Annotated in this window: 26 protein-coding genes; 1 reads left to right on the top strand and 25 read right to left on the bottom strand. The window is 30.7% G+C overall.

The window, feature by feature from the left end; translation table 11 throughout:
• The first annotated feature begins 29 nt into the window (after positions 1–29).
• Positions 30–968, top strand: a complete 939-nt coding sequence (gene trxB / locus CQA75_RS05620; protein WP_137624055.1) for a thioredoxin-disulfide reductase — start codon at positions 30–32, stop codon at positions 966–968.
• Positions 969–1,063: 95 nt separating this feature from the next.
• On the opposite strand, the gene CQA75_RS05615 is transcribed toward trxB, so the two are convergent.
• The 25 genes from CQA75_RS05615 to fmt all read right to left on the bottom strand — a co-directional run bounded on the left by CQA75_RS05615 (position 1,064) and on the right by fmt (position 20,544).
• A complete protein-coding gene (locus tag CQA75_RS05615) occupies positions 1,064–2,521 on the bottom strand; it encodes a DASS family sodium-coupled anion symporter (RefSeq protein WP_137624054.1) in 1,458 nt (485 codons plus the stop codon).
• A gap of 106 nt (positions 2,522–2,627) precedes the next feature.
• Positions 2,628–3,032: an rRNA maturation RNase YbeY gene (ybeY, locus tag CQA75_RS05610; protein ID WP_137624053.1), complete on the bottom strand. Its 405-nt coding sequence runs from the start codon at positions 3,030–3,032 to the stop codon at positions 2,628–2,630.
• The gene (gene recO / locus CQA75_RS05605) at positions 3,029–3,643 is read right to left on the bottom strand and encodes a recombination protein RecO (RefSeq protein ID WP_137624052.1); all 615 of its coding nucleotides are present in this window, start codon (positions 3,641–3,643) and stop codon (positions 3,029–3,031) included. Before recO ends, ybeY begins: the two co-directional genes overlap by 4 nt.
• A 24-nt stretch (positions 3,644–3,667) precedes the next feature.
• Entirely contained in the window at positions 3,668–4,189 is a 522-nt protein-coding gene (locus CQA75_RS05600; RefSeq protein ID WP_137624051.1) for an isochorismatase family cysteine hydrolase, read from the bottom strand.
• A gap of 7 nt (positions 4,190–4,196) precedes the next feature.
• A complete protein-coding gene (locus CQA75_RS05595) occupies positions 4,197–4,952 on the bottom strand; it encodes an ATP-binding protein (RefSeq protein WP_137624050.1) in 756 nt (251 codons plus the stop codon).
• Positions 4,949–5,635, bottom strand: a complete 687-nt coding sequence (locus CQA75_RS05590; protein WP_137624049.1) for a 5'-methylthioadenosine/adenosylhomocysteine nucleosidase — start codon at positions 5,633–5,635, stop codon at positions 4,949–4,951. Before CQA75_RS05590 ends, CQA75_RS05595 begins: the two co-directional genes overlap by 4 nt.
• Positions 5,632–6,555: an ACP S-malonyltransferase gene (fabD, locus tag CQA75_RS05585; RefSeq protein ID WP_137624048.1), complete on the bottom strand. Its 924-nt coding sequence runs from the start codon at positions 6,553–6,555 to the stop codon at positions 5,632–5,634. The genes CQA75_RS05590 and fabD overlap by 4 nt, the downstream gene beginning before the upstream one ends.
• Positions 6,555–7,115, bottom strand: a complete 561-nt coding sequence (locus CQA75_RS05580) for an FKBP-type peptidyl-prolyl cis-trans isomerase (protein WP_137624047.1) — start codon at positions 7,113–7,115, stop codon at positions 6,555–6,557. The genes fabD and CQA75_RS05580 overlap by 1 nt, the downstream gene beginning before the upstream one ends.
• Before the next feature lie 12 nt (positions 7,116–7,127).
• Entirely contained in the window at positions 7,128–8,087 is a 960-nt protein-coding gene (locus CQA75_RS05575) for a tetratricopeptide repeat protein (RefSeq protein ID WP_137624046.1), read from the bottom strand.
• Between the two features lie 3 nt (positions 8,088–8,090).
• Positions 8,091–8,588, bottom strand: a complete 498-nt coding sequence (gene pal / locus CQA75_RS05570) for a peptidoglycan-associated lipoprotein Pal (protein ID WP_137624045.1) — start codon at positions 8,586–8,588, stop codon at positions 8,091–8,093.
• A gap of 78 nt (positions 8,589–8,666) precedes the next feature.
• Positions 8,667–9,878: a Tol-Pal system protein TolB gene (gene tolB, locus CQA75_RS05565; protein WP_137624044.1), complete on the bottom strand. Its 1,212-nt coding sequence runs from the start codon at positions 9,876–9,878 to the stop codon at positions 8,667–8,669.
• Between the two features lie 13 nt (positions 9,879–9,891).
• Positions 9,892–10,668, bottom strand: a complete 777-nt coding sequence (locus CQA75_RS05560) for a TonB C-terminal domain-containing protein (RefSeq protein WP_137624043.1) — start codon at positions 10,666–10,668, stop codon at positions 9,892–9,894.
• 4 nt (positions 10,669–10,672) lie between these two features.
• Entirely contained in the window at positions 10,673–11,062 is a 390-nt protein-coding gene (locus CQA75_RS05555; RefSeq protein WP_137624042.1) for an ExbD/TolR family protein, read from the bottom strand.
• A gap of 9 nt (positions 11,063–11,071) precedes the next feature.
• Positions 11,072–11,626, bottom strand: a complete 555-nt coding sequence (locus tag CQA75_RS05550) for a MotA/TolQ/ExbB proton channel family protein (RefSeq protein ID WP_137624041.1) — start codon at positions 11,624–11,626, stop codon at positions 11,072–11,074.
• Between the two features lie 3 nt (positions 11,627–11,629).
• The gene (gene atpC / locus CQA75_RS05545; protein ID WP_137624040.1) at positions 11,630–12,016 is read right to left on the bottom strand and encodes an ATP synthase F1 subunit epsilon; all 387 of its coding nucleotides are present in this window, start codon (positions 12,014–12,016) and stop codon (positions 11,630–11,632) included.
• A gap of 2 nt (positions 12,017–12,018) precedes the next feature.
• Positions 12,019–13,416: a F0F1 ATP synthase subunit beta gene (gene atpD / locus CQA75_RS05540; RefSeq protein ID WP_137624039.1), complete on the bottom strand. Its 1,398-nt coding sequence runs from the start codon at positions 13,414–13,416 to the stop codon at positions 12,019–12,021.
• Positions 13,417–13,441: 25 nt separating this feature from the next.
• On the bottom strand, positions 13,442–14,326 hold the full coding sequence (gene atpG / locus CQA75_RS05535) for an ATP synthase F1 subunit gamma (RefSeq protein ID WP_137624038.1): 885 nt from the start codon (positions 14,324–14,326) through the stop codon (positions 13,442–13,444).
• Positions 14,327–14,334: 8 nt separating this feature from the next.
• Complete coding sequence (gene atpA / locus CQA75_RS05530; RefSeq protein ID WP_137624037.1) at positions 14,335–15,840, bottom strand: F0F1 ATP synthase subunit alpha; 1,506 nt, start codon at positions 15,838–15,840, stop codon at positions 14,335–14,337.
• 11 nt (positions 15,841–15,851) lie between these two features.
• Positions 15,852–16,373 (bottom strand): F0F1 ATP synthase subunit delta, encoded by a 522-nt coding sequence (locus tag CQA75_RS05525; RefSeq protein ID WP_137624036.1) that lies wholly within the window; start codon positions 16,371–16,373, stop codon positions 15,852–15,854.
• Position 16,374: 1 nt separating this feature from the next.
• Positions 16,375–16,875, bottom strand: a complete 501-nt coding sequence (locus CQA75_RS05520; RefSeq protein ID WP_137624035.1) for a F0F1 ATP synthase subunit B — start codon at positions 16,873–16,875, stop codon at positions 16,375–16,377.
• On the bottom strand, positions 16,872–17,309 hold the full coding sequence (locus CQA75_RS05515; protein WP_137624034.1) for a FoF1 ATP synthase subunit B': 438 nt from the start codon (positions 17,307–17,309) through the stop codon (positions 16,872–16,874). Before CQA75_RS05515 ends, CQA75_RS05520 begins: the two co-directional genes overlap by 4 nt.
• A gap of 76 nt (positions 17,310–17,385) precedes the next feature.
• A complete protein-coding gene (locus CQA75_RS05510) occupies positions 17,386–18,225 on the bottom strand; it encodes a ParB/RepB/Spo0J family partition protein (RefSeq protein WP_137624033.1) in 840 nt (279 codons plus the stop codon).
• Between the two features lie 3 nt (positions 18,226–18,228).
• Positions 18,229–19,014, bottom strand: coding sequence for a ParA family protein (locus CQA75_RS05505; RefSeq protein WP_137624032.1), 786 nt, complete (start codon positions 19,012–19,014; stop codon positions 18,229–18,231).
• On the bottom strand, positions 19,011–19,646 hold the full coding sequence (locus CQA75_RS05500; protein ID WP_137624031.1) for a biotin--[acetyl-CoA-carboxylase] ligase: 636 nt from the start codon (positions 19,644–19,646) through the stop codon (positions 19,011–19,013). Before CQA75_RS05500 ends, CQA75_RS05505 begins: the two co-directional genes overlap by 4 nt.
• Positions 19,627–20,544: a methionyl-tRNA formyltransferase gene (gene fmt, locus CQA75_RS05495; protein ID WP_137624030.1), complete on the bottom strand. Its 918-nt coding sequence runs from the start codon at positions 20,542–20,544 to the stop codon at positions 19,627–19,629. The genes CQA75_RS05500 and fmt overlap by 20 nt, the downstream gene beginning before the upstream one ends.
• Between the last annotated feature and the right edge of the window lie 39 nt (positions 20,545–20,583).

Genomic DNA, 20,583 nt, shown 5'->3' with positions numbered 1-20,583 from the left:
GATAAAAAATAAAAATAAAAGGAAATTATATGTTAGATTTAGCAATTATAGGTGGAGGCCCTGCCGGTCTTAGTGCCGGTCTTTACGCGACTCGTGGCGGCTTAAAAAATGTAGTGATGTTTGAAAAAGGTATGCCAGGGGGGCAAATTACTTCAAGTTCCGAAATTGAAAATTATCCAGGTGTGGCACAAGTTATGGATGGGATTTCTTTTATGGCTCCTTGGAATGAACAATGTATGCGTTTTGGACTTAAACATGAAATGGTTGGTGTAGAACAAATTTTGCAAAATGATGATAAAACTTTTACGATTAAATTAGAAGGCGGAAAAACACAAACAGCAAAAGCTGTAATTGTTTGCACAGGATCAGCTCCTAAAAGAGCTGGTTTTAAGGGAGAAGATGAATTTTTTGGAAAAGGAGTGAGTACTTGTGCAACATGTGATGGATTTTTCTACAAAAATAAAGAAGTTGCAGTTTTAGGTGGCGGTGATACGGCATTAGAGGAATCTTTATATCTTGCTAATATCTGCTCTAAAGTCTATCTTATCCATCGTAGAGATGAATTTAGAGCTGCTCCTTCAACAGTTGAAAAAGTTAAGAAAAATGGGAAAATTGAATTGATTACTAGTGCAAGTATTGATGAGGTTTATGGCGATAAAATGGGAGTGAGTGGAGTAAAAGTAAAATTAAAAGATGGCAATATTAGAGATTTAAAAGTTCCAGGAATTTTTACTTTTGTTGGTTTAAATGTAAGAAATGAAATTTTAAAGCAAGACAACGGTCAATTTTTATGTGCTATGGAAGAAGGCGGTCAAGTAAGTGTTGATCTTAAAATGCAAACAAATATCTCAGGACTTTTTGCTGCAGGGGATTTGAGAAAAGATGCTCCTAAGCAAGTCATTTGTGCTGCAGGGGATGGTGCTATAGCTGCACTTAGTGCTATGGCTTATATAGAAAGCTTGCATTAATTTTTTAGGTTAGAAAATTTCTAACTTAATTTTGAAATCTTTAAAATATTTCTTAAGAGATCAATTTTTCTCCAACAAAGGAGAAAAATTAATTTTTAATGAAAGTTAAGATGAGGTATTATAAATCCGATCCAAGGAATTCCTACAAGAAAATAAATTGCCATGTAAATTACAGCAAATATTCCACCCAGTAAGAAAAATTGAGGTCCTTTGATGTAATTACTTCCAAACCATAAAGGAGAGGAGCCTGTTCCATAAGGAGTGATAATACCCATAAAGCCCATCGGTAATGTAAGTATTAGCATAACTTCTGCCGGATTTACACCTTTAATAGAGCTAGCTAAAGATACAAAAACAGCGATGATAGCTGTAACATAAGCAGTTCCTGAAGCGAAGAAATATCTAAGCCAAGAAAATAACATCAAAAGTAAAATAGTGGCAATGAACGGTTCAAAACCTGAAAGTCTATGTCCTAAAGAATTAGCCAAATAATCCAAAAATCCGACATTTTTAAGCCCACCTGCCATTGTAACAAGGGTTGCGAACCATACAAGAGTATTCCAAGCTGGTTTATTGCCTAAAAAATCTTGCCAAGTAATTATTTTACAAGCTATCATTAAAATGATCATGATTAAAGCTGTAGTTGTGGCATTGATTTTAAAAAAGCTTGATCCAACCCAAAGCACTAATCCAATAAGGGCAATAAGAAGCATAAAAATTTGAGAAGTTGGCATCTTTCCTAGAGCTTGATATTTTTCATTTGCCCAAATAGCTATTTCTTTTGATCCTTTAACTTCTGGTGGGTATATAAAATATCCCAAAATCGGAGTAATAACAAAAAGTATTAAACCTACTGGTAAAAAGGCTAAAAACCAACTAAGCCAATCTACAACCATAACTCCATTTTTAGAGATCAAAGAGAGGGCAAGTGGGTTTGGAGCTTGACCTGTAAGAAAAATAGAACTAGTAAGACAAGAACTTGCTAGACCCATCCATACAAGATAAGCACCGATTTTTCTAGGATTTTTATCCGCATAACTTTCAAACATAGGAGAGATATTGCTGACTATAGGATAAACTGTTCCTCCACTTCTTGCAGCATTACTAGGAATGAAAGGAGCTAAAATCAAATCCACTATAGCAATAGCATAACCTAAACCCAAGGTAGATTTTCCAAGTTTTGAAACGAGATAAAGGGCTAATCTCTCACCTAGCCCTGTTTTTGAAAAACCAAGTCCTATGGTAAAAGCAGCAAAAATAAGCCAAACTACAGAATCAGAAAATCCTGATAATCCCCATTTTATTGCAACAGAATCTTTAATAATGGTTTCTATGTTATTAGAACCAACAGGTCCAACTTTAAATAAAACAGCTAGAGTGACAGCTATAATTCCGATTAATGCTGGAGCAATCGGTTCTAAAATCAAACCAATAATAAGGCCTATAAAAATACTAAAATAAAGCCAAGCATTAGAATTTAAACCTTCTGGAATTGGAATAAAATAAATAATTAATCCAACTATAAAAGGTGTCAAAAGTTTTACATAAAACATAATTATCCTTTTTAGAATATAAAAGCTAAATTATACCTTAAAAATCTTATAATTAAATTTTAAATTAATAGAATATTTATAAATAATTAAATTAAAAAATAAATTTTCAATCCATAGTTCTAATAATCAAACTCTTAGGCAATTTAAAATATTTTATAAGTTCTTCTTCTTTTTTTCGCATTTCTCCATTATCTTTTTCATGATCAAAACCTAATAAATGAAGCATGGCGTGAATAAATAACAAACTTATTTCTTCTTCATAGCTGTGTCCAAATTCTTTTGCTTTTTCTTTAGCTAGTTCTGTATTGATGACTATGGAGCCTAGAGGGATATTTTCATCTATATTTTCAAGAGGGAAAGATAAAACATCAGTTGTTTTATTTTGATTTCTTTGACTTAGATTGATTTCTTGCATTTCCTGACTATCAACAAAAACAAGTTCAACATCTTTTGGGCTTAAAAAATTCGCTATTTTTTCTAAAAATTCATATTTTTCATCACTGAGTATCATAAACCTTCCTTGATTAAATTGTATAAATTTTGTATTTCCCTATCGTCAAAAATTCGACAATTTTTATTTTTATAAAAATATTTAATTTTTTCTTCTTTAAATTCATATCCTAGGGCACAATGACTATGTGAAGGCAAAAAAGCTCTTATAAGGGTGATTTGATCTTGAATTTTTTCTTCACAAGAAAAACAAATAAAATCTTGGCGCAGCCGACCTTCAAATTCTAAAATTTTAAGATAAGCATCCACTATGACTCTTTTAGGATTTTGCCTTTCAAAGCGCTTAACACATTCTTCCAAAAGTAAAAAATAAAACTCTTCAATCGTTTCTGTATCTTTTAAATGGTTAAATAAAAGACGAATAAATTCCTGCCAAATAAACATTTTTTCTCTGTCTAAAATCCAAGAAAAATTTAAATGCAATACATCTTTAAGTCTTGGCAAAAAACTTGGATGCTCATCTAAGGAAAAGTCGATTTTATATCCATTTAAAATGCTAGAATGTCTGAGTCCATAAAAACGATAAGTTTTTATGAATTTCTTTGGGCTTAAAATGGAAACAATCAAATCCTCATCTTTTACCTTTTGAGTATGAAGTATAAAACCTTGCATTTATCAACCAAATAAGAAATTAATTTATATTATTTTAACCCCATAGGCCTTAAGTAGGCAAAAGGCTGAATGTTCTAAATCATTATCAAAGCTGGCTGTAGAATTTTGATATAAGACAATCTTAGAATTAGGATTTGCACTAAAAGCTAAGATAATGTTAAAAAATACACAAATATGTGAAACAAGGCCGCAAAAATAAATTTCTTTATATGGATTTTGGTTGATAAAATTAGCAAATTCTAAACTACCAAAAGCATTTTTATAAAAAATTTTATGAGCTTTTTTTAAAAATGGATCAAATTCATCAGGCATTTTCCAACCAAAAGTATCTTTAATACAATGTTTTATAGGGAGGTTTAACCCTTCTTTGCTTTTTAAATAATTTTGATCATGTGTATCACAAGTGATGAGTAAATGTGTGGTATTAAAATCGATTTGATTTAGGTGATTAAGAATATTTTCTTTGATTTCTAAAGCTTTTTTAAAACCTAAGCTTCCGTTGATAAAATCATTTTGATAATCAACTATGACAAAAGCTTTTTCCATAGAGTTTTTATACTTGATTCATCCAAAAAGTTTCTGTATGTAAGTTAGAAAAGGCGGTTTTTAAGCTCGTAAAAAGTTTAGGATGTTCTTTTTCTAAATTTGCTAAAAGCTGTTTGGATTCTTCTCTTGCATGTGGAAATTTAACATTTTTTTCACTGAGTTTCATACCAGGACAAAACTCATTTCCTATAACCTGGAGTTCATTTTGTATTGCATTGTCTCTAAGTTGTCTTTCTCTAACAAAAATCAAAGGGCGTATCACTGTTATACCACGTTTGCTTTTATAGATTGGAGCTAGGGTTCTTAAGGATCCATTGTGGATGAAATTCATAAAAAAACTCTCCGCTGCATCATCTAAATGATGGCCAATAGCAAGTTTATTAAAACCTTTTTCAAGAGCATAAGTATATAAAGCTCCGCGTCGCATTCTTGAAAAATAGCTACAAAAACTAGAATTTTCCCTTATGGTGTCGCCAGATACCTCGTAGATATTAGAGTCAAGAATGCTATGTTTAATACCATGTTCTTCACAATGTGCATGTAATTGAGAATAATCTTCACCCATACCATAACTTAAAGTAACAGTTTCAAGATCAAATTTGAAAGGGGCGTGAGCTTGCATACGATTTAAAAGATGTGCTAAAGCTAAAGAATCTTTGCCCCCACTTAAGCCTAAAAGAACGCGATCACCATCCTTAATAAGCCCAAATTGAGCGTTTGCTTGAGCAACTTGTCGTATAAGCTTTTTGCTGAGGTTTATCATAATTTCTCACACATTTTAAGAACAAAATTAGCCGAAATCTTCGCAGAATTAATCACAAATTCATCAAAATCGAATTCAGCTTTTTCTCCAGCTTTATCACTCATAGCTCTTAAAATAAAACAAGGTATTTTTAAAGCATCACAAACTAAAGCAACACTAGCACCTTCCATTTCACAAGCATCGGCGTTAAAAATTTCTCTTATTTTTGCTTTTTTTGCTTCATCGCAGATAAATTCATCTCCAGTTGCAATGATTCCTGATTTTAGTTTGATATTTAATTCTTTTGCAACTTCTAAAGCAAGATTATTTAACTTCTCATCTGTTTTTATAAAAATTTCATTCCCAGGAACAAAACCAAGTGGATGTCCAAAAGCGGTTATATCAAGATCATATTGAGCTAATTGCGTAGCGTAGAGTAAGTCACCTATTTCTAATTCTGGATTAAAAGCACCTGCCACACCTGTAAAAAGTAAAATTTCAGCCCCAAATTTTTCAATCATTATGCTTGCACTTAAAGTTGAATTGACTTTTCCTATTTTAGAATAAGCTAAAATAAGTTCATGATTTTTATAATTTGCTAGATAATAAGTATTGTTTGCGTATTCAATACTTTTGTATTCTTTTAAAATTTCAAGTAAAGGGGTTATTTCCTCTGGCATTGCGCCTAAAATTGCTATTTTCATTTTATAACCTTTAAAAATTCATCAATATCGCTAAAATTAGTCAAAGAATAAGTTTCCTTAGAGCTTATTTTTTTGTTTAAACCTTTAAGAATGCTTGCACCAAATTCTATAAAGTAATCGATTTCATTTTCATAATTTTTAATACTTTGCTTATAAAGAACAGGAGAAATGAGTTGAGATTTGAGTAGTTTTAACGCTTGTTCTTTATCGGTATAAATTTTTGCATTTGCATTTGAAACTACAGCTTTAAAATTTGGTTTGAGTGTTTTTTCAAGCTCAATGCAAAGTTTTGATGAAGCATTTTCAAGTAAAGGACAATGACTTGCAACACTCATGTTTAAAAGCATTGCTCTTTTTGCCCCAGCTTTTTTAAATTCATTTTCGTAACTTATAAGATCAGGTTTTAAACCTGCTACAACAATTTGACCATCGCAGTTATAGTTTGCTGCAAATATTTTTTTATTTTCTTCTTGGGCTTTTTTGCAAATTTCTTCTACGATTTGATCATCCAATCCTAAAACAACCATCATTCCTGCTTCAATTTTAGAACAATCTTCTTGCATGAAAAATCCTCTTTTATTAACCAAAGTAAGAGTTTGCAAAAATTCTAAAGCTCCATTTACGGCCAAAGCTGAAAATTCTCCTAAAGAATGACCTAGAGAAAATACAGCTTGTAAGTCTGGTTTTTGTTCGATTAAGGCTGTATAAGCCATCAAAGAATTTAATACAATAGCAGGTTGGGTAAATTCGCTCTTATTTAACTGATCATTTTCTTCAAAAAGCAAATGTTTAAAATCAATCTTACAAAAATCACTTGCACTTTCAAGGAGTTCTTTTGCATTTTTAGAATTTTCGTAAAAGCTTTTTCCCATTCCAGCGACTTGAGATCCTTGTCCTGGAAATATAAAGGCAATATTCATTAGTGACAACCACAACCTCCGCCACCGCAGCAGCCACCACCTCCGTGATGATGATCGTGATCATGGTGTCCCCCGCCACATCCACAACTATGACTTCCTGCAATAATGCCTGTTAAAATTTCATCTTCGCTAGCTGGTCTAACATCTACAATGTTAAGTGAAAAGAGTAAATCTCTTCCAGCATAAGGATGATTATAATCAACAACAACATCGTTTTCATTAATTTCTTTAACACTTACGCGAACGGTTTCACCATTTTCACCTTCACCAAAAAGTTCCATACCTATTTTCAAATCAATTCCGGCAAATTGCTCTTTAGGTAATGTTTGAATAGCGTTAGCATCGTATTCACCCAAACCCTTTTCTTTTTTAATTAAAACATCACTATTGCTTGGACAATCAAGCTTCATAATTTCTTCTTCTAAGCTTTCTAAAATCTGTCCTTTTCCGACTATAAAAGAAATAGGTTGAGCGTATAAATTTGATTCTAAAACTTCTTGAGTATTGGCATCTTTGAGTTCATAAAACATTGAAACAACATTATTTTTTTCTATTGACATTTTTTTCCTTTTTTATTTTCTATTTGGCGAAGCTTTTGCTTCAGGTGTATTTGGATAATTTTTCTTTAAAGCCTTGTAAAATCCATTGGCTGTTTTTGTATTACCTACTTTATCTAGTGAAATTGCAGTGTGGTATAAAAGCTTTGGAAAATAATCCCCCTTAGAGCTGATAGCAGAACTTTTTTTGTAAAAAGCAATGGCATTGTTATAATTTTTTTGTTTATATTCTACCTCTCCTAGCCAAAAATTTGCTCTTGCCGGTTTATATTTTTGTGCTATAAGATGGTTTAATTTGGTTTTGCATTCTTCATATAAATCTTTATGGAGATCTTGTATCGCTAAATCTAAAATTTCATTATTTTTCTTCTTTTTCCATGAATCATCTATAGTTTTATTTGCATCCTGAATTTGTATATTAGTTGTGATATTATCATCTTTTTTTTCATTTAAAGTATTATCAGTGTTTTTATGTGAAGTGTTTGATGAAATGTTATTTATGCTTAAATTTATATCTTTAAGTTCTTCTTTTGATACATAATTTGCATTAATAGAATCGACTAAAGAACTAAGTTCTGTTAAGATTTTTTTAAATTGCTTATTATTAGCTTCTTGAATTTTTCTACTTTCTTCAACATATTTTTTTAAATTTTGAATTTCTATGGTTAAGTTATTTTCTAGACTATCATTATTTGCTTCCAATTGGGTTAATCTAGAATTAGATTTAGCATATTGAGAATTAATACCTTCCAAAGTGCTTTGCAAACCTTCAATTCTTTCTTGCATTTCGTCAATTCTTGCGTTTGCTTGAGAATTGCTATTGCTTAAAGAATCAAGCTTTTCTTTGAGTAATCTTTCGCTTGAGCTTAGACCATAGGCACTATTGCTAGTTATATCTCCTGCACCAAAAGCCGAGTTTTCAGCATGAAGTAAAGTAGCTCCCATAAGAAGAGCTACTGAAAGTATTTTTTTCATAGATTATTTTGATAGTTTAAATTCAGCACGTCTGTTTTGTGCGTCGCAAGCTTTTGTTTTTTCTGTACAAACTGGATTTGTTTCACCATAGCTTTTAATAGAAATTCTATCTGAATTTACTCCTTGAGCCACTAAAGCTTCTTTAACAGCTTTTGCTCTTTTTAAACCTAAAGCTTGATTATATTCATCAGTTCCCCATTCATCGCAATTACCTTCAACTGTGATATTAACTCCACTTACTTCGGTATTAAAGATATTTGCGTTGTTATTGATAACATTTTGCATATCTGGGCGAATATTAAATTTATCAAAATCAAAATATACTTTATTTAAAGTATCATTAAGTTGAGAAATTCTTGAATCAATATCCCAATTATCTCTTCCGTTTGAACCTCTGTTAGAATCTACACTAGTATCGCTACTTACGCTAGTGCTTTTTGTGCTACATCCACTAATGATCACTGCAAATGCGGCAATCGAACTAAAAAGAATTTTTTTCATTTCCGACCTTTCCAATATGAATAGATTTGAGCGTATTATATCTAAATTTTTTATTAATTGCAACTCATAATGCTAACTTCACCAATCAATAGATTGAATTTTTCCAAGCTTTAAAGGAAAATAAAAAGTTTTGTTTGCATTGACTCTTATAACACCTAAAGCACTTTGTGCACCGAGGTATTTAATAAAAACTATACTGCCTCCATCACTAGAAAATCTAGGGAATAAATTTTTTCCATTAGCTGTAAGCTGTCTTACGTCATTGCCATTAATTGATGTTAAATAAATATTAAAAACTCCATATTGATTAGCTTCCCTACTAGAATACACTAAGAAATCCTTATAAGTAGAAACCGCTGAGTTATTTTTTCCATGAAAAACAGCTTGTTCAGCACCACTAGAACTATCTAAATTTTGTAAGAATATATTTGGATAGCCTAAACGATCGCTAACAAAAACCATCTTATCATCATTACTTCCTATAAAATTACCATTAACATCGATACCAGAATAATTTGTAAGTTGGGTTAATTTTTTACTGTTTAGATCATATAGATAAATATCAGGTTGATCTTTTGGAGCCATGGTAATAAGTAGTTTATTTCCATCTGAACTTACATCGCTAGCCACAACCATACCACCACTGGATAGAATTTTATAGGCTTTATTGGAATTTAAATTGTAGCGATAAAGTGTAGGCATATTGTTATCATAAGCTGTGTAATAAAATATAGTTTGTTCTTTATTGCCCCATTTTGGAAATAAATTTAAACCACCATCAATAAGAACTTTTTGGTACGTTAAAGTATAATCAGCCATGATAATTTGACTTCTTTTAGAACTTGAATTTCTAGCTATTAAAATTTTATGATCCATCCATTCAACAGGAGGTAAGCCTAAAGCACTAACAGAAGCTTTGATACTCTTATGTGCTAGAAAAGGATATTGTTCAATACTATTTAAAGTATAAGTTTGATTTGATTTTTCAATTCCTCCGGCTTTAATTTTAACATTTAAATTTAAGCTATTTCCATTTTGACTTAGAGTATATTCAAAAACATAATTACTTTTTTCAGCAGCATCACTTACAACATCAAAATTTGAACTCACTTTTAAATCATTGACGATTATATTATAAAAACTACGTTTTAAAGCGATATCGCTTATATTAGAATTATCTTTAACGATAATTTTTGGTAAAACTACGCCTGAATTAACAACTGTAATCGTTGGATCTTCAGCCCAAAGGACACCCAAAAAGAGCAAGAAAATGGTAAAAATTTTTTTCATTTTTTCTCCTAAATTATTGTTGATTTTTTATTTCGTCTTTTAAATTCATAATTATACTTATGCTTTTATTTTGTGGAGGATAAGTTATAAATTTCCCTTTTTGACTTTCTAAAAATTCCGCCACTTTAGCATCGTATAAAGAATCACCACTTTTTTCCACTGAAGTATAACCAAATTTCCCATTTTCATCAATAAAGATTTTTACCTTTACACTGATTTCTTTATTATTAGGATAGTATTGTTTCCATCTTTGGGTAATAACACGCACAACTTTGCCTAAAAATTCATCATAAACACCCATTTTTTGAGTTTTAGTACTTTCACCTTGAGTGAGATTTTCTTCTTCTATCAAGCTATCATTAAGTTTTTTGATAAGTTCTGAAGCTTGAGGTTTAGGAGTTGTTGAACTTGCTGATTGAGCGTTCGCTTGTATTTTTGTTGTTTTTGCATCTTGTATTTCTTCTATATTGCCAAAAAGTTCATTAAAATTATTTGCTTGTTGATCTATATCTTCGGTTTTAACACTTTGGTTTGTTGTTTGTGCAAAAAGTTTATTGACATCAACTTGATCATTTGGTTTTTGTAAATTTTTTGGAGTATTTGGATTAACGGTTGTTTGTTTAGAAGGCTCTGAAAGTTCAATATCAATAAAACTATCTTTTAAATCTGTGTATTGTATGGCAGGGGCAACTTGAGTTACAAGTCTAAAAAAAACAAAAGCAATAACAATTAAATAAACCGCTAAAGCCAATAAGAAAGAATTTAAATTACTTAAGCCGTATTTTTTCATATTTTTATTCTGTTTGTAATGCAACTTTAGTAAAACCTAGGTTTTTAATACTTTTTAAGACATAAATAACATCATCATATTTTAAATTTTTATCAGCTCTGATAAAAACAGGTTCATCGGTATTAAATTGTGATTTTTTTTGTGCTAAATTATCAGCGAAACTTACAAAATTATATTTTTCTTGATTTAAGAAAATTTCTTTTTTAGAATTGATGCTTACAATTAAGCTTTTTACAGTCGGAGCACTTGTGGATTTTTGACTTCCTTGTGGAAGATTTATCTTTTCTTCATAGGTGATGCTTGGAGCTGTAACCATCAATATGGCAAGTAAAACAAGCATAATATCCACTAGAGGCGTAATATTAAGTTCTGGTTTGTGTTCTTCAAATAGCATTGTAAAGCCTTAGTGATTATTGGATAAAACTTTAATTTCACTATCAATAATGCTTAAAAGTTCAAAAGCTCTAGCTTTAATAATAAGATGAAAAGTATAAGCAGGAATAGCAACTAAAATTCCACAACCTGTTGCAACCAAAGCCTCGCTAATTTGTGGTGCAATAATGCTTAAAGAATTTTGATTTCCAAGACCTCCAAAGGTTTCTAATATAGAAATAACCGTCCCAAAAAGACCTATAAAAGGAGAAGTTGAAGCAACAATACTAAGCCAAGTCAAGCCACCTGAAGCGCGACGAGTGGCTAAATTTTTATAAATTTCTAAGTGATTAAGACTTGTGTCGGTGCATTTTCTTAAAATAGAATCTGTACGACTTAAATCTTTTTCTCCTAAAAGTAAAGTTTCTAAACTTTCTTTTTCTTTATTTTTCCAAGTTGCTATATAGCTGATTCTTGAAAAAAAAATAGAAAATGAAAGAATGAAATACAAAGAAAGCCAAATAAGAACTACATAGGTAATAATACTCGAATTACCAAAAAAATTAAATATTGCTTCAAAATTCATTTATTAACCTTTTAGATTATCTATTTTAGAAAAAGTGGCAGCTAAAGCAATGCTATCTGAACTCATTGATTTGATCAACTCTTTAGCTTTAGAAAGGTTTTTTTCTATTTCACTTTCATTAGATCCTGAAATCCAAACCGCCCCTTTTGCCAAAACACTAGTTTTATCTTCATCTACTTTAACATGCCCTGCATCAATTGCAATTAATTCATGGCTTAAATCTTCTTTTTCTATATCAATAATGCCTGATCTTAATGAAGAAACTAAAGCCGCATGATTTTTTAATACGCCAAATTCTCCTTCACTTCCTGGCAAAGTGACTGATTTTATATCACCTTCGTAAATTACACCCATAGGTGTGATAATTTCAATTTTAAATAAATTATCCATTATTAACCTTTGATTTTATCAGCCTTTGCAATTGCTTCTTCAATATTACCAACCATATAGAAAGCATTTTCTGGTAAATGATCATATTTACCTTCTAAAATTCCTTCAAAACCTGCTATGGTTTCTTCAAGAGAAATGTATTTTCCTGGGCTGCCAGTAAAGACTTCAGCAACGAAGAAAGGTTGAGATAAGAATTTTTCTATTTTTCTTGCTCTTTCAACGATAAGTTTATCTTCTTCACTAAGTTCATCCATGCCTAAAATAGCAATAATGTCTTGCAAATCTTTATATTTTTGAAGAACAGATTGTACTCCACGTGCTACTTTATAGTGTTTTTCTCCAATAATATTTGGATCAAGCATTCTTGAAGTAGAATCCAATGGATCAACCGCTGGATAAATTCCTTTTTCAGCAATAGCTCTATTTAAAACAGTTGTTGCATCTAAGTGAGCAAACACAGTAGCAGGAGCTGGATCGGTTAGGTCATCAGCTGGAACATATACAGCCTGTACTGAAGTAATAGAGCCTTTTTTGGTTGAAGTGATTCTTTCTTGAAATTTACCCATTTCACTTGCTAAGGTTGGTTGATAACCAACAGCTGAAGGAATTCTTCCTAAAAGAGCTGACATTTCAGAACCTGATTGAGAAAATCTAAAGATATTATCAATAAACATTAATACATCAAGTCCCATTTCATCTCTAAAATATTCTGCCATTGTAAGACCTGTTAAAGCGATACGATTTCTTGCCCCTGGTGGTTCATTCATTTGTCCGTAACACAAGGCAACTTTATCTAAAACGTTACTTTCTTTCATTTCGTTATAGAGATCGTTTCCTTCACGAGTTCTTTCACCAACACCAGCAAAAACTGAATATCCGCTATGTTTAAAGGCAACATTGTGGATAAGTTCCATAATAATAACTGTTTTACCAACACCAGCACCGCCAAAAAGTCCTACTTTACCACCTTTTGCATAAGGAGCTAATAAATCAACAACTTTAATACCCGTTTCAAAAATTTCACTTTTAGTGCTTTGATCTTCAAAAGCTGGTGGATCTCTGTGAATTGCCCATTTTTTATCAAAAGCAACTTCTTCACCTTCGTCTATCAAATCACCTGTAACATTGAAAATTCTTCCTAAAACTTTTTCACCAACAGGTACGCTAATAGGAGTTCCTAAAGCTTGAGCTTCCATTCCTCTAACTAAACCATCTGTCATATCCATAGCGATGGTTCTAACTCTGTTATCTCCTAAATGTGCAGCTACTTCTAAAACAAGTTTATGTTTTTTTCCTTCGCTTTCAAAATTAACGACAATGGCTTCATTGATTTGAGGTAAATAGTTATTAAAATCTACATCAACAACCGGACCTAATATCTGTGAAATAAATCCTTGCATTATTAATACTCTCCTTAAAAATTTACTATTTCATTGATTCAACACCACTGATAATTTCTATAAGTTCAGTGGTAATGGATTCTTGTCTTGCCTTGTTGTAAGCAAGATTAAGCTGTTTTACTCTAGCTTTGGCATTATTGGTTGCATTATCCATCGCTTGCATTCTAGCACTATGTTCAGCTGCTAAAGAATCAATTAATGCATAATATATATTATATTCTAAATAAGTTTTCATTAAATCTTCTAGCAAACCAACATTATCCGGTTCAAGTTCTAAAAGAGAACTTGGTTCTGTTTCAATTTTTTCAGGTTCAACTGGAATAAGATGAGAAACTTTTAACTCTTGAGTGATCATATTTTTATATCCATTATGGATTAAGATAACTTCATCTGTAATTCCATCAACATAATCATTAACAGAAGAATGGATAATCGAACAAGCTTTTTCATAATTTGGCGTAGAGCTTAATCCAATATGTTTTTCAAATAATTCTATTCTTTGGAAACTAAAATATTCAATACCTGTTTTACCTATGGCTTTTAGACGCACATTAATGTTTTTTGCTTTATAGTCTTTTAATAATTCATTGACAGCTTTTAAAGTTTTGATATTAAATCCGCCACATAATCCTTTATCCGCTGTAATAAAAATTAAATCAACATTTTGAATTTTATTTCTTTTATGAAATAAAGCAAATCTTGAATCATCTTCATTGTAAATGATTTTATTGATTTGAAATGAAATTTCACTTAGCATTTCATCAATTTTTTCAGCGTATATTTTTGATTTTCTAGCTGCTTCTTCAGCTTTTTTTAGTTTAGCTGTAGAAACAAGCTTCATAGCATTAGTCGTTTTTTGTGTGTTATAAACGCTTTTTATTTTTCTTTTAATTTCTTTTAAATTAGACATAAAAGACCTTATAGCTGATTTGATTTAAACTCATTAATGGCTTTAGTTAATTTTTCTTCTAATTCTGCATCTAGAGCTTTTTTGGAACGAATTTGTTCAAAAATATCTGGATATTTTGTTTCAATAAATGAATAAATTCCACTTTCAAATTCTTGAATTTTTGAAACAGGTATGTTGTCTAAATGTCCTTTAGCGCCAGCAAAAATTGAAACGATTTGTTTTTCTATGCTGATTGGTGCATAAGGAGGTTGTTTTAAAAGCTCTACCATTCTTTGACCGCGTTCAAGTTGTTTTCTACTTGCTTCATCAAGATCGCTAGCAAATTGGGCAAAAGCTTGGAGTTCTCTATATTGTGCAAGATCCAATCTTAGAGTTCCCGATACTTGTTTAGTTGCTTTAATTTGTGCAGCACCGCCAACCCTAGAAACTGATAAACCAACATTGATTGCAGGACGAATGCCAGAGTTAAATAAATCTGTTTCTAAGAAAATTTGTCCATCGGTAATGGAAATAACGTTGGTTGGAATATAAGCTGAAACGTCTCCCGCTTGTGTTTCTATAATCGGTAAAGCAGTAAGAGAGCCTGCGCCCAACTCATCACTTAATTTACTTGCTCTTTCTAAAAGTCTTGAGTGAAGATAAAATACATCACCAGGATAAGCTTCACGACCAGGAGGACGACGTAAAATCAAAGACATTTCACGATAAGCTACGGCATGTTTGCTTAGATCATCATAAACAATTAAAGCGTGTTTAGCATTGTCTCTAAAAAATTCTCCCATGGTAACACCGGTATAAGGTGCGATATATTGAAGAGATGCTGGATCACTTGCACCAGCATTAACTACTATAGTATAATCCATTGCCCCATGCTCCTCAAGTTTTTTTACAACTTGAGCAACTGTACTTTGTTTTTGTCCAATGGCAACATAAATACAAATAACATCTTGTCCTTTTTGAGCTATAATAGTATCAATAGCTACAGTAGTTTTTCCTGTTTGTCTATCACCGATAATAAGCTCTCTTTGACCGCGACCAATTGGAACAAGAGCGTCTATCGCTTTAATTCCGGTTTGTAAAGGTTCATGAACGCTTTTTCTTGCCATAATACCTTTAGCTTTTTCTTCTACGCAACGAAATTCATTGCTATCAATAGGACCTTTAGCGTCAATTGGTTCTCCTAGGGCATTAACGACTCTTCCAATTAAAGCATTACCTACTGGAACTTTAAGAAGTTTTTTTAAGCGTTTTACTGAAGAGCCTTCTTTTAAACCTTCACCTTTTCCAAGTATGATAATACCTACGCTACTTTCTTCAAGATTAAGAGCCATACCTTTATCGCCGTTTTCAAATTCGACCATTTCTCCGGCCATAATATTTTTCAATCCATAAGCTTTAGCAACTCCATCAGCTATGGAAATGATTTTTCCTGTTTCTTCAATTTCAAGATCTAAATCAAAATTTTCGATTTTTTCTTTTATAATAGAACTGATTTCATCAGCTTTAAAATTCATACATATTCTCCTTAAATAATTTTAAGTATATATTCACTTATTTTATTTTGAAAAGCTTTCATTGAAAAAGCAATTTCACAGCCTAATTCTTCTAAGTAAATTTTAACACCATCGTTTTGACCTATTTCATTTTTTAGTTTGATTTTTGTATTTAGTTTCAAATTAAGCTTATTTTCAAGTTCTTTTATTTTATCATCACTCAAGGCTTCTTTTGAATATACAACGCCTTGGCATATATTTTCTTTAAGAGCCTTTTGTCTTTGGAGTTCCTTGAAAATTTGCGGAATATAATCAAGTCTTGAATTTTTTAATAATATTTTTAAAAAATTGATGAAATTCGGATTTGCTTTTTCAAAAAAAGAATTCAATAAATCCAATTTTCTATCTTTTTGAATTTGGCTAGAATTGACAATATCCTTAAATTTAGGCATACAAAAAGCAGAATTTAAAACAGATAAACGATGGTAAAAATCTTCCATATCTGTTCTTTCAATGATAGCTTTTGCGTATTTTTTTGCAATTAAATTATCCATGTTAAGACACTTTCTTTGATATAATATCTATAATTTCATTTTGTTTTAAGCTTATATTTGGATCTTCAAAAATTTCTTGCAAGACAGATGAAACAACCTCTTTTTTCATTTTTCTTAATTCATATTTTTTCTGTTCTTCAAAATTTTGCTCAAGTAAAGCAATTTCACTTTGAGCTTCTTCTTTGATTTTTTGAGCATGAGCATCTGCTTCTTTTTTAGCCATAGATATAGCTGCTACAGAATTAGCCTTTGCCTCTTCGATTTTTTTCATTATATCGATTTTTTTCGCTTTACTTTCTAAGAGGTTTTTTTGAATTTCATCAATTTTAGAAGAAATTTTTATAATACGATTTTTATAAAAATTCTTAAAAAAATTTGCTGAAAAATAATATAAAATGGCTATAAAAATTAAAAAATTAATAGTTCTAGGAACAATATCATACTCAGTTGCAGCCATTGCATATATAGGGCTTAATAAAATGAGACTGTAAAAAATTTTCATTCTTTTATTCCTATTTTTTTAATATTGTTTTGCAAAGTTTGCTTTAAATCTGGCAAATATTGATCCAAATTTGCTTTAAATTCTTTTTTTTGATTTTCGAGTTCCAAATAAAAATTACTCATCCTTCGCTCTAATTCTTCTTTTTTGGCCTTAACAACTTGCTCCGCCTCTTCTTTAGCAGCATTGATAGCTTGCTGCTTGATCTTAAAAACTTCTTCTCTAGCATTAGCATAAATTGCTTCAACTTCATCATTTGCACTTGATATATCTTGAGAATATTGTTTTGCTTTATTTTCATCATTTTTAATAGAATCATTTCTTTCATCTATAGATTTTAAAAGAGGTTTATATAGCATAGTATTTAAAATGACTATCATAGCCAAAAAGATAGCCATAGTAGCAAACATTATAGATGGATGCATATCTTCAAACATAAAAATTTCCCTTTTTTGCTATAATTCCTAAAAAAACTTTTTATTCTAACATATAAAACATAAGAATTGCGTTAAATTAATTAAAAAATTTAATCAATTTATTAATTTCAGCGATATTTTCTAAATGAATAATAAAATTATTTTTCTTATGAGTGCAAGAGAAGCCAAATTTGCCTAGAGTTTGCTTTAAATTTTGCATGGAATTTTCAAATTCCACATCTTCTTTTTCTTCGATTTTTTCTTTATTTTTTAACTTTTGAACAATTTTTTCTGTTTCTCTTACATTGAGTTTTTGACCTATGATGCTATCAACGAGCATTTTTTCATCTTTTTCATTTAAGCCAACTAAAACTTTAGCATGGCCTTGAGAGATTTTACCTTCAATGATAAGTTTTTGAGTTCGGCTGTCTAAATTTAAAAGTCTTAGAGTGTTGGTGATTTGTGTTCTGCTTTTGTGAATGAGTTCGGCTAAATTTTCTTGAGTGATATTATGCACTTCGATTAAATCTCTATAAGAATGAGCAAGTTCTATAGGATTTAAATTCTCTCTTTGTATATTTTCTATAAGAGCAAGTTCTCTAAGTTTGATTTCATCTCTATCGGATACAAAAGCTAATATATTTTCTTCGCCTAAAATTTGAGTAGCCCTTAGTCTTCTTTCTCCTGCGACTAAAATAAATTTATCCTCTTTTTGTAATACAATAATAGGTTGTATTAATCCGTATTCTTTGATGGAATTTGCAAGTTCATTTAAAGCTGTTTCATCAAAAACTTTTCTTGGTTGGAAGGGATTTGGGATAATTTTTTCAATTTCGATAAGCTTGACCTGATTTTTATCAAGTCCAAGTTCTCTAGTATATACCTCTTCTACATTTCCCATAAGGCTTTTTAAGCCTCTGTCTTTATTTAATCCCATTTTTTATCCTAAAATTGAATAAGCTAAATTTTGATAAGCTAAAGATCCAGGCGATTTTATATCATAAAGTATGATAGGTTTGCCAAAACTAGGGCTTTCTGCCAATTTAACATTGCGTGGAATAACAATAAAATCATCTTCATTGCCATTGATTGTAAAAAGCTGTTTTTTGAAATTTTGCTTTAAATCTTCTACTACATCTTTAGAAAGATTGTTTTGAGAGCTATACATGGTTGGCAAGAAACCTCTTACTTTAAGTTTTGGATTGAGTGTTTTTTTGATGATTTTAATGGTGTTTAAAACCATGGCAACACCTTCAAGTGCGTAAAATTCACATTGTATAGGAATAATAACACTATCACTTGCCGCAAAGGCATTGATAGTGATACTTCCAAGTGCTGGAGGAGAATCTATAATGATAAAATCATATTCATCTAAAACTTCTTGAATTTGATTTTTTAATACGGTTTTCTTTTCATTATTTTCGCCCTTAGCAAGTTCTTGCTCTATACCTACAAGTCCAATATTTGATGGGGCTAAATGAAGTTGTGGTAATTCTGTTTTTAAAATAATATCAGAAAGTTTTTTCCTACCTATAAAAACATGATAAATATTATATTCATAATTATTGCGGTTAAAGCCAAGTCCTGTTGTAGCATTGGCTTGAGGATCGACATCAATCAAAAGCACTTTTTTTTCTGCTACCGCTAAAGAAGCTGCTAAATTTACAGCTGTTGTTGTTTTGCCTACGCCGCCTTTTTGATTTGCTATTGTGATAATCTCGCTCATCTTAAACTATATACCCTTTTATTGTCTAATAAAATTGATCCATCTTGATACAAACAAGCATCTTTAAGTGAAAAAATTTTGCCTTCATAATGGATGCTAAAATGTCTTGATTTTTCAAATTCTAACATATACTTGCTAAAAATATTCTTCCATAAAATTTTTTTTTCTAGCTTTTTTATAAACTCTTTAACTAAATTTTCAATGGAAATTTTAATATCGCATAAAGCTCTATTTTCTGGAGCAAAAGTGATATTTAATCCCACTCCTCCGATGATAAAATCAGAAATTTTTGTACTCATAACTCCACCCGCTTTTTTATCATCTAAATACAAATCATTTGGCCATTTAAGCCATATTTTAGAACCCTTATCTGCTAAAATTTCTTTGATCAAATAGGCAAAATAAATACTAACAGAAGCTAAAGGTAAATCTTTAGGTAAATTTTCTTCTTTTAAGCAAAAAGAAAGATGCAAATTTCCTTTCGAGCTTTGCCATGAATTTTCTCTACTTCCTATTCCTTGAGTTTGTTCTAGGGCATATAAAGCGGTATTTTTTGTTATTTTTCCACTGCGAATTTGCTCACATAAAAAAAGATGGGTTGAATTTATACTTTCAATGCAAATAATCTCCAACTTTTAACCTCTTTCCATTTAAATAAGTACGCCCATCAAGGATTTTTTTTCCACTTTCTTGTAATTTTTTTATACGCAAAATACCTTGCTTACAAGATAGTAAAAAACTTTCTTTGTCTAATTCTAGAATTTCTCCTTCTTGTTTAAATATTTTATTTTCATCTACAAGTTCTAATTCTAAAAATTTCAAACCATTAGCTAAAAAAATATTTGGCCAAGGGGTAAAAGCGAGATATTTTTGATAAATTTCTCTTGCGTTGTTTAATGTAATCATCCCATCTTCTTTTTTTATTTTTGCACATTGAGTTGCTAAATTTTCATCTTGTTTTTTAGGGACTAAATTTTTAAAATTTAAAAGAGTGGAAATGATAAGCTTTGCAGCTAAATTAGCCAATATTTCAAAAACTTCGCTTGAATTTTTATCTTTAATATCACATTCTAAACTTTCAAGTATAGCACCTGTATCAAGCCCTTCTTCCATAAGCATAGTGCAAACCCCACTTTTTTCATCGCCATTTAAAATCGCGCTTTGAATAGGGCTAGCACCGCGATATTTTGGCAATAAAGAAGCATGTAAATTTACACAAGGAGCTATATCTAAAATGGCTTTAGGTAAAATTTTTCCATAAGCAGCCACTACGATAAAATCGGGTTTTAAGTCGTTAATTTGCTTAATGGTTGCTTCATCTTTTAATGATTTAGGCGTAAAAATCGGAATACAAGAAGAATGACTGCTTAAAAAAGCTTTTGTATGGCTTGGAGTTAAAATTTGTTTTCTACCTACTGCTTTATCGGGTTGGGTAAAAAGTGCTACGATGTTAAAATTCTCATTTTCTAAAAGAGCTTTTAAAATGCAAGTTGCATAAGCTGGGGTTCCCATAAAAATTATTTTTTTCATTAGATCCATCTTGATATTTTTTTGAAATGGTATCTAATT

Source organism: Campylobacter taeniopygiae, from assembly GCF_005406225.1.
In the GTDB taxonomy this organism is placed as follows: domain Bacteria; phylum Campylobacterota; class Campylobacteria; order Campylobacterales; family Campylobacteraceae; genus Campylobacter_D; species Campylobacter_D taeniopygiae.
This window is presented reverse-complemented; position numbering and strand designations above follow the sequence as displayed.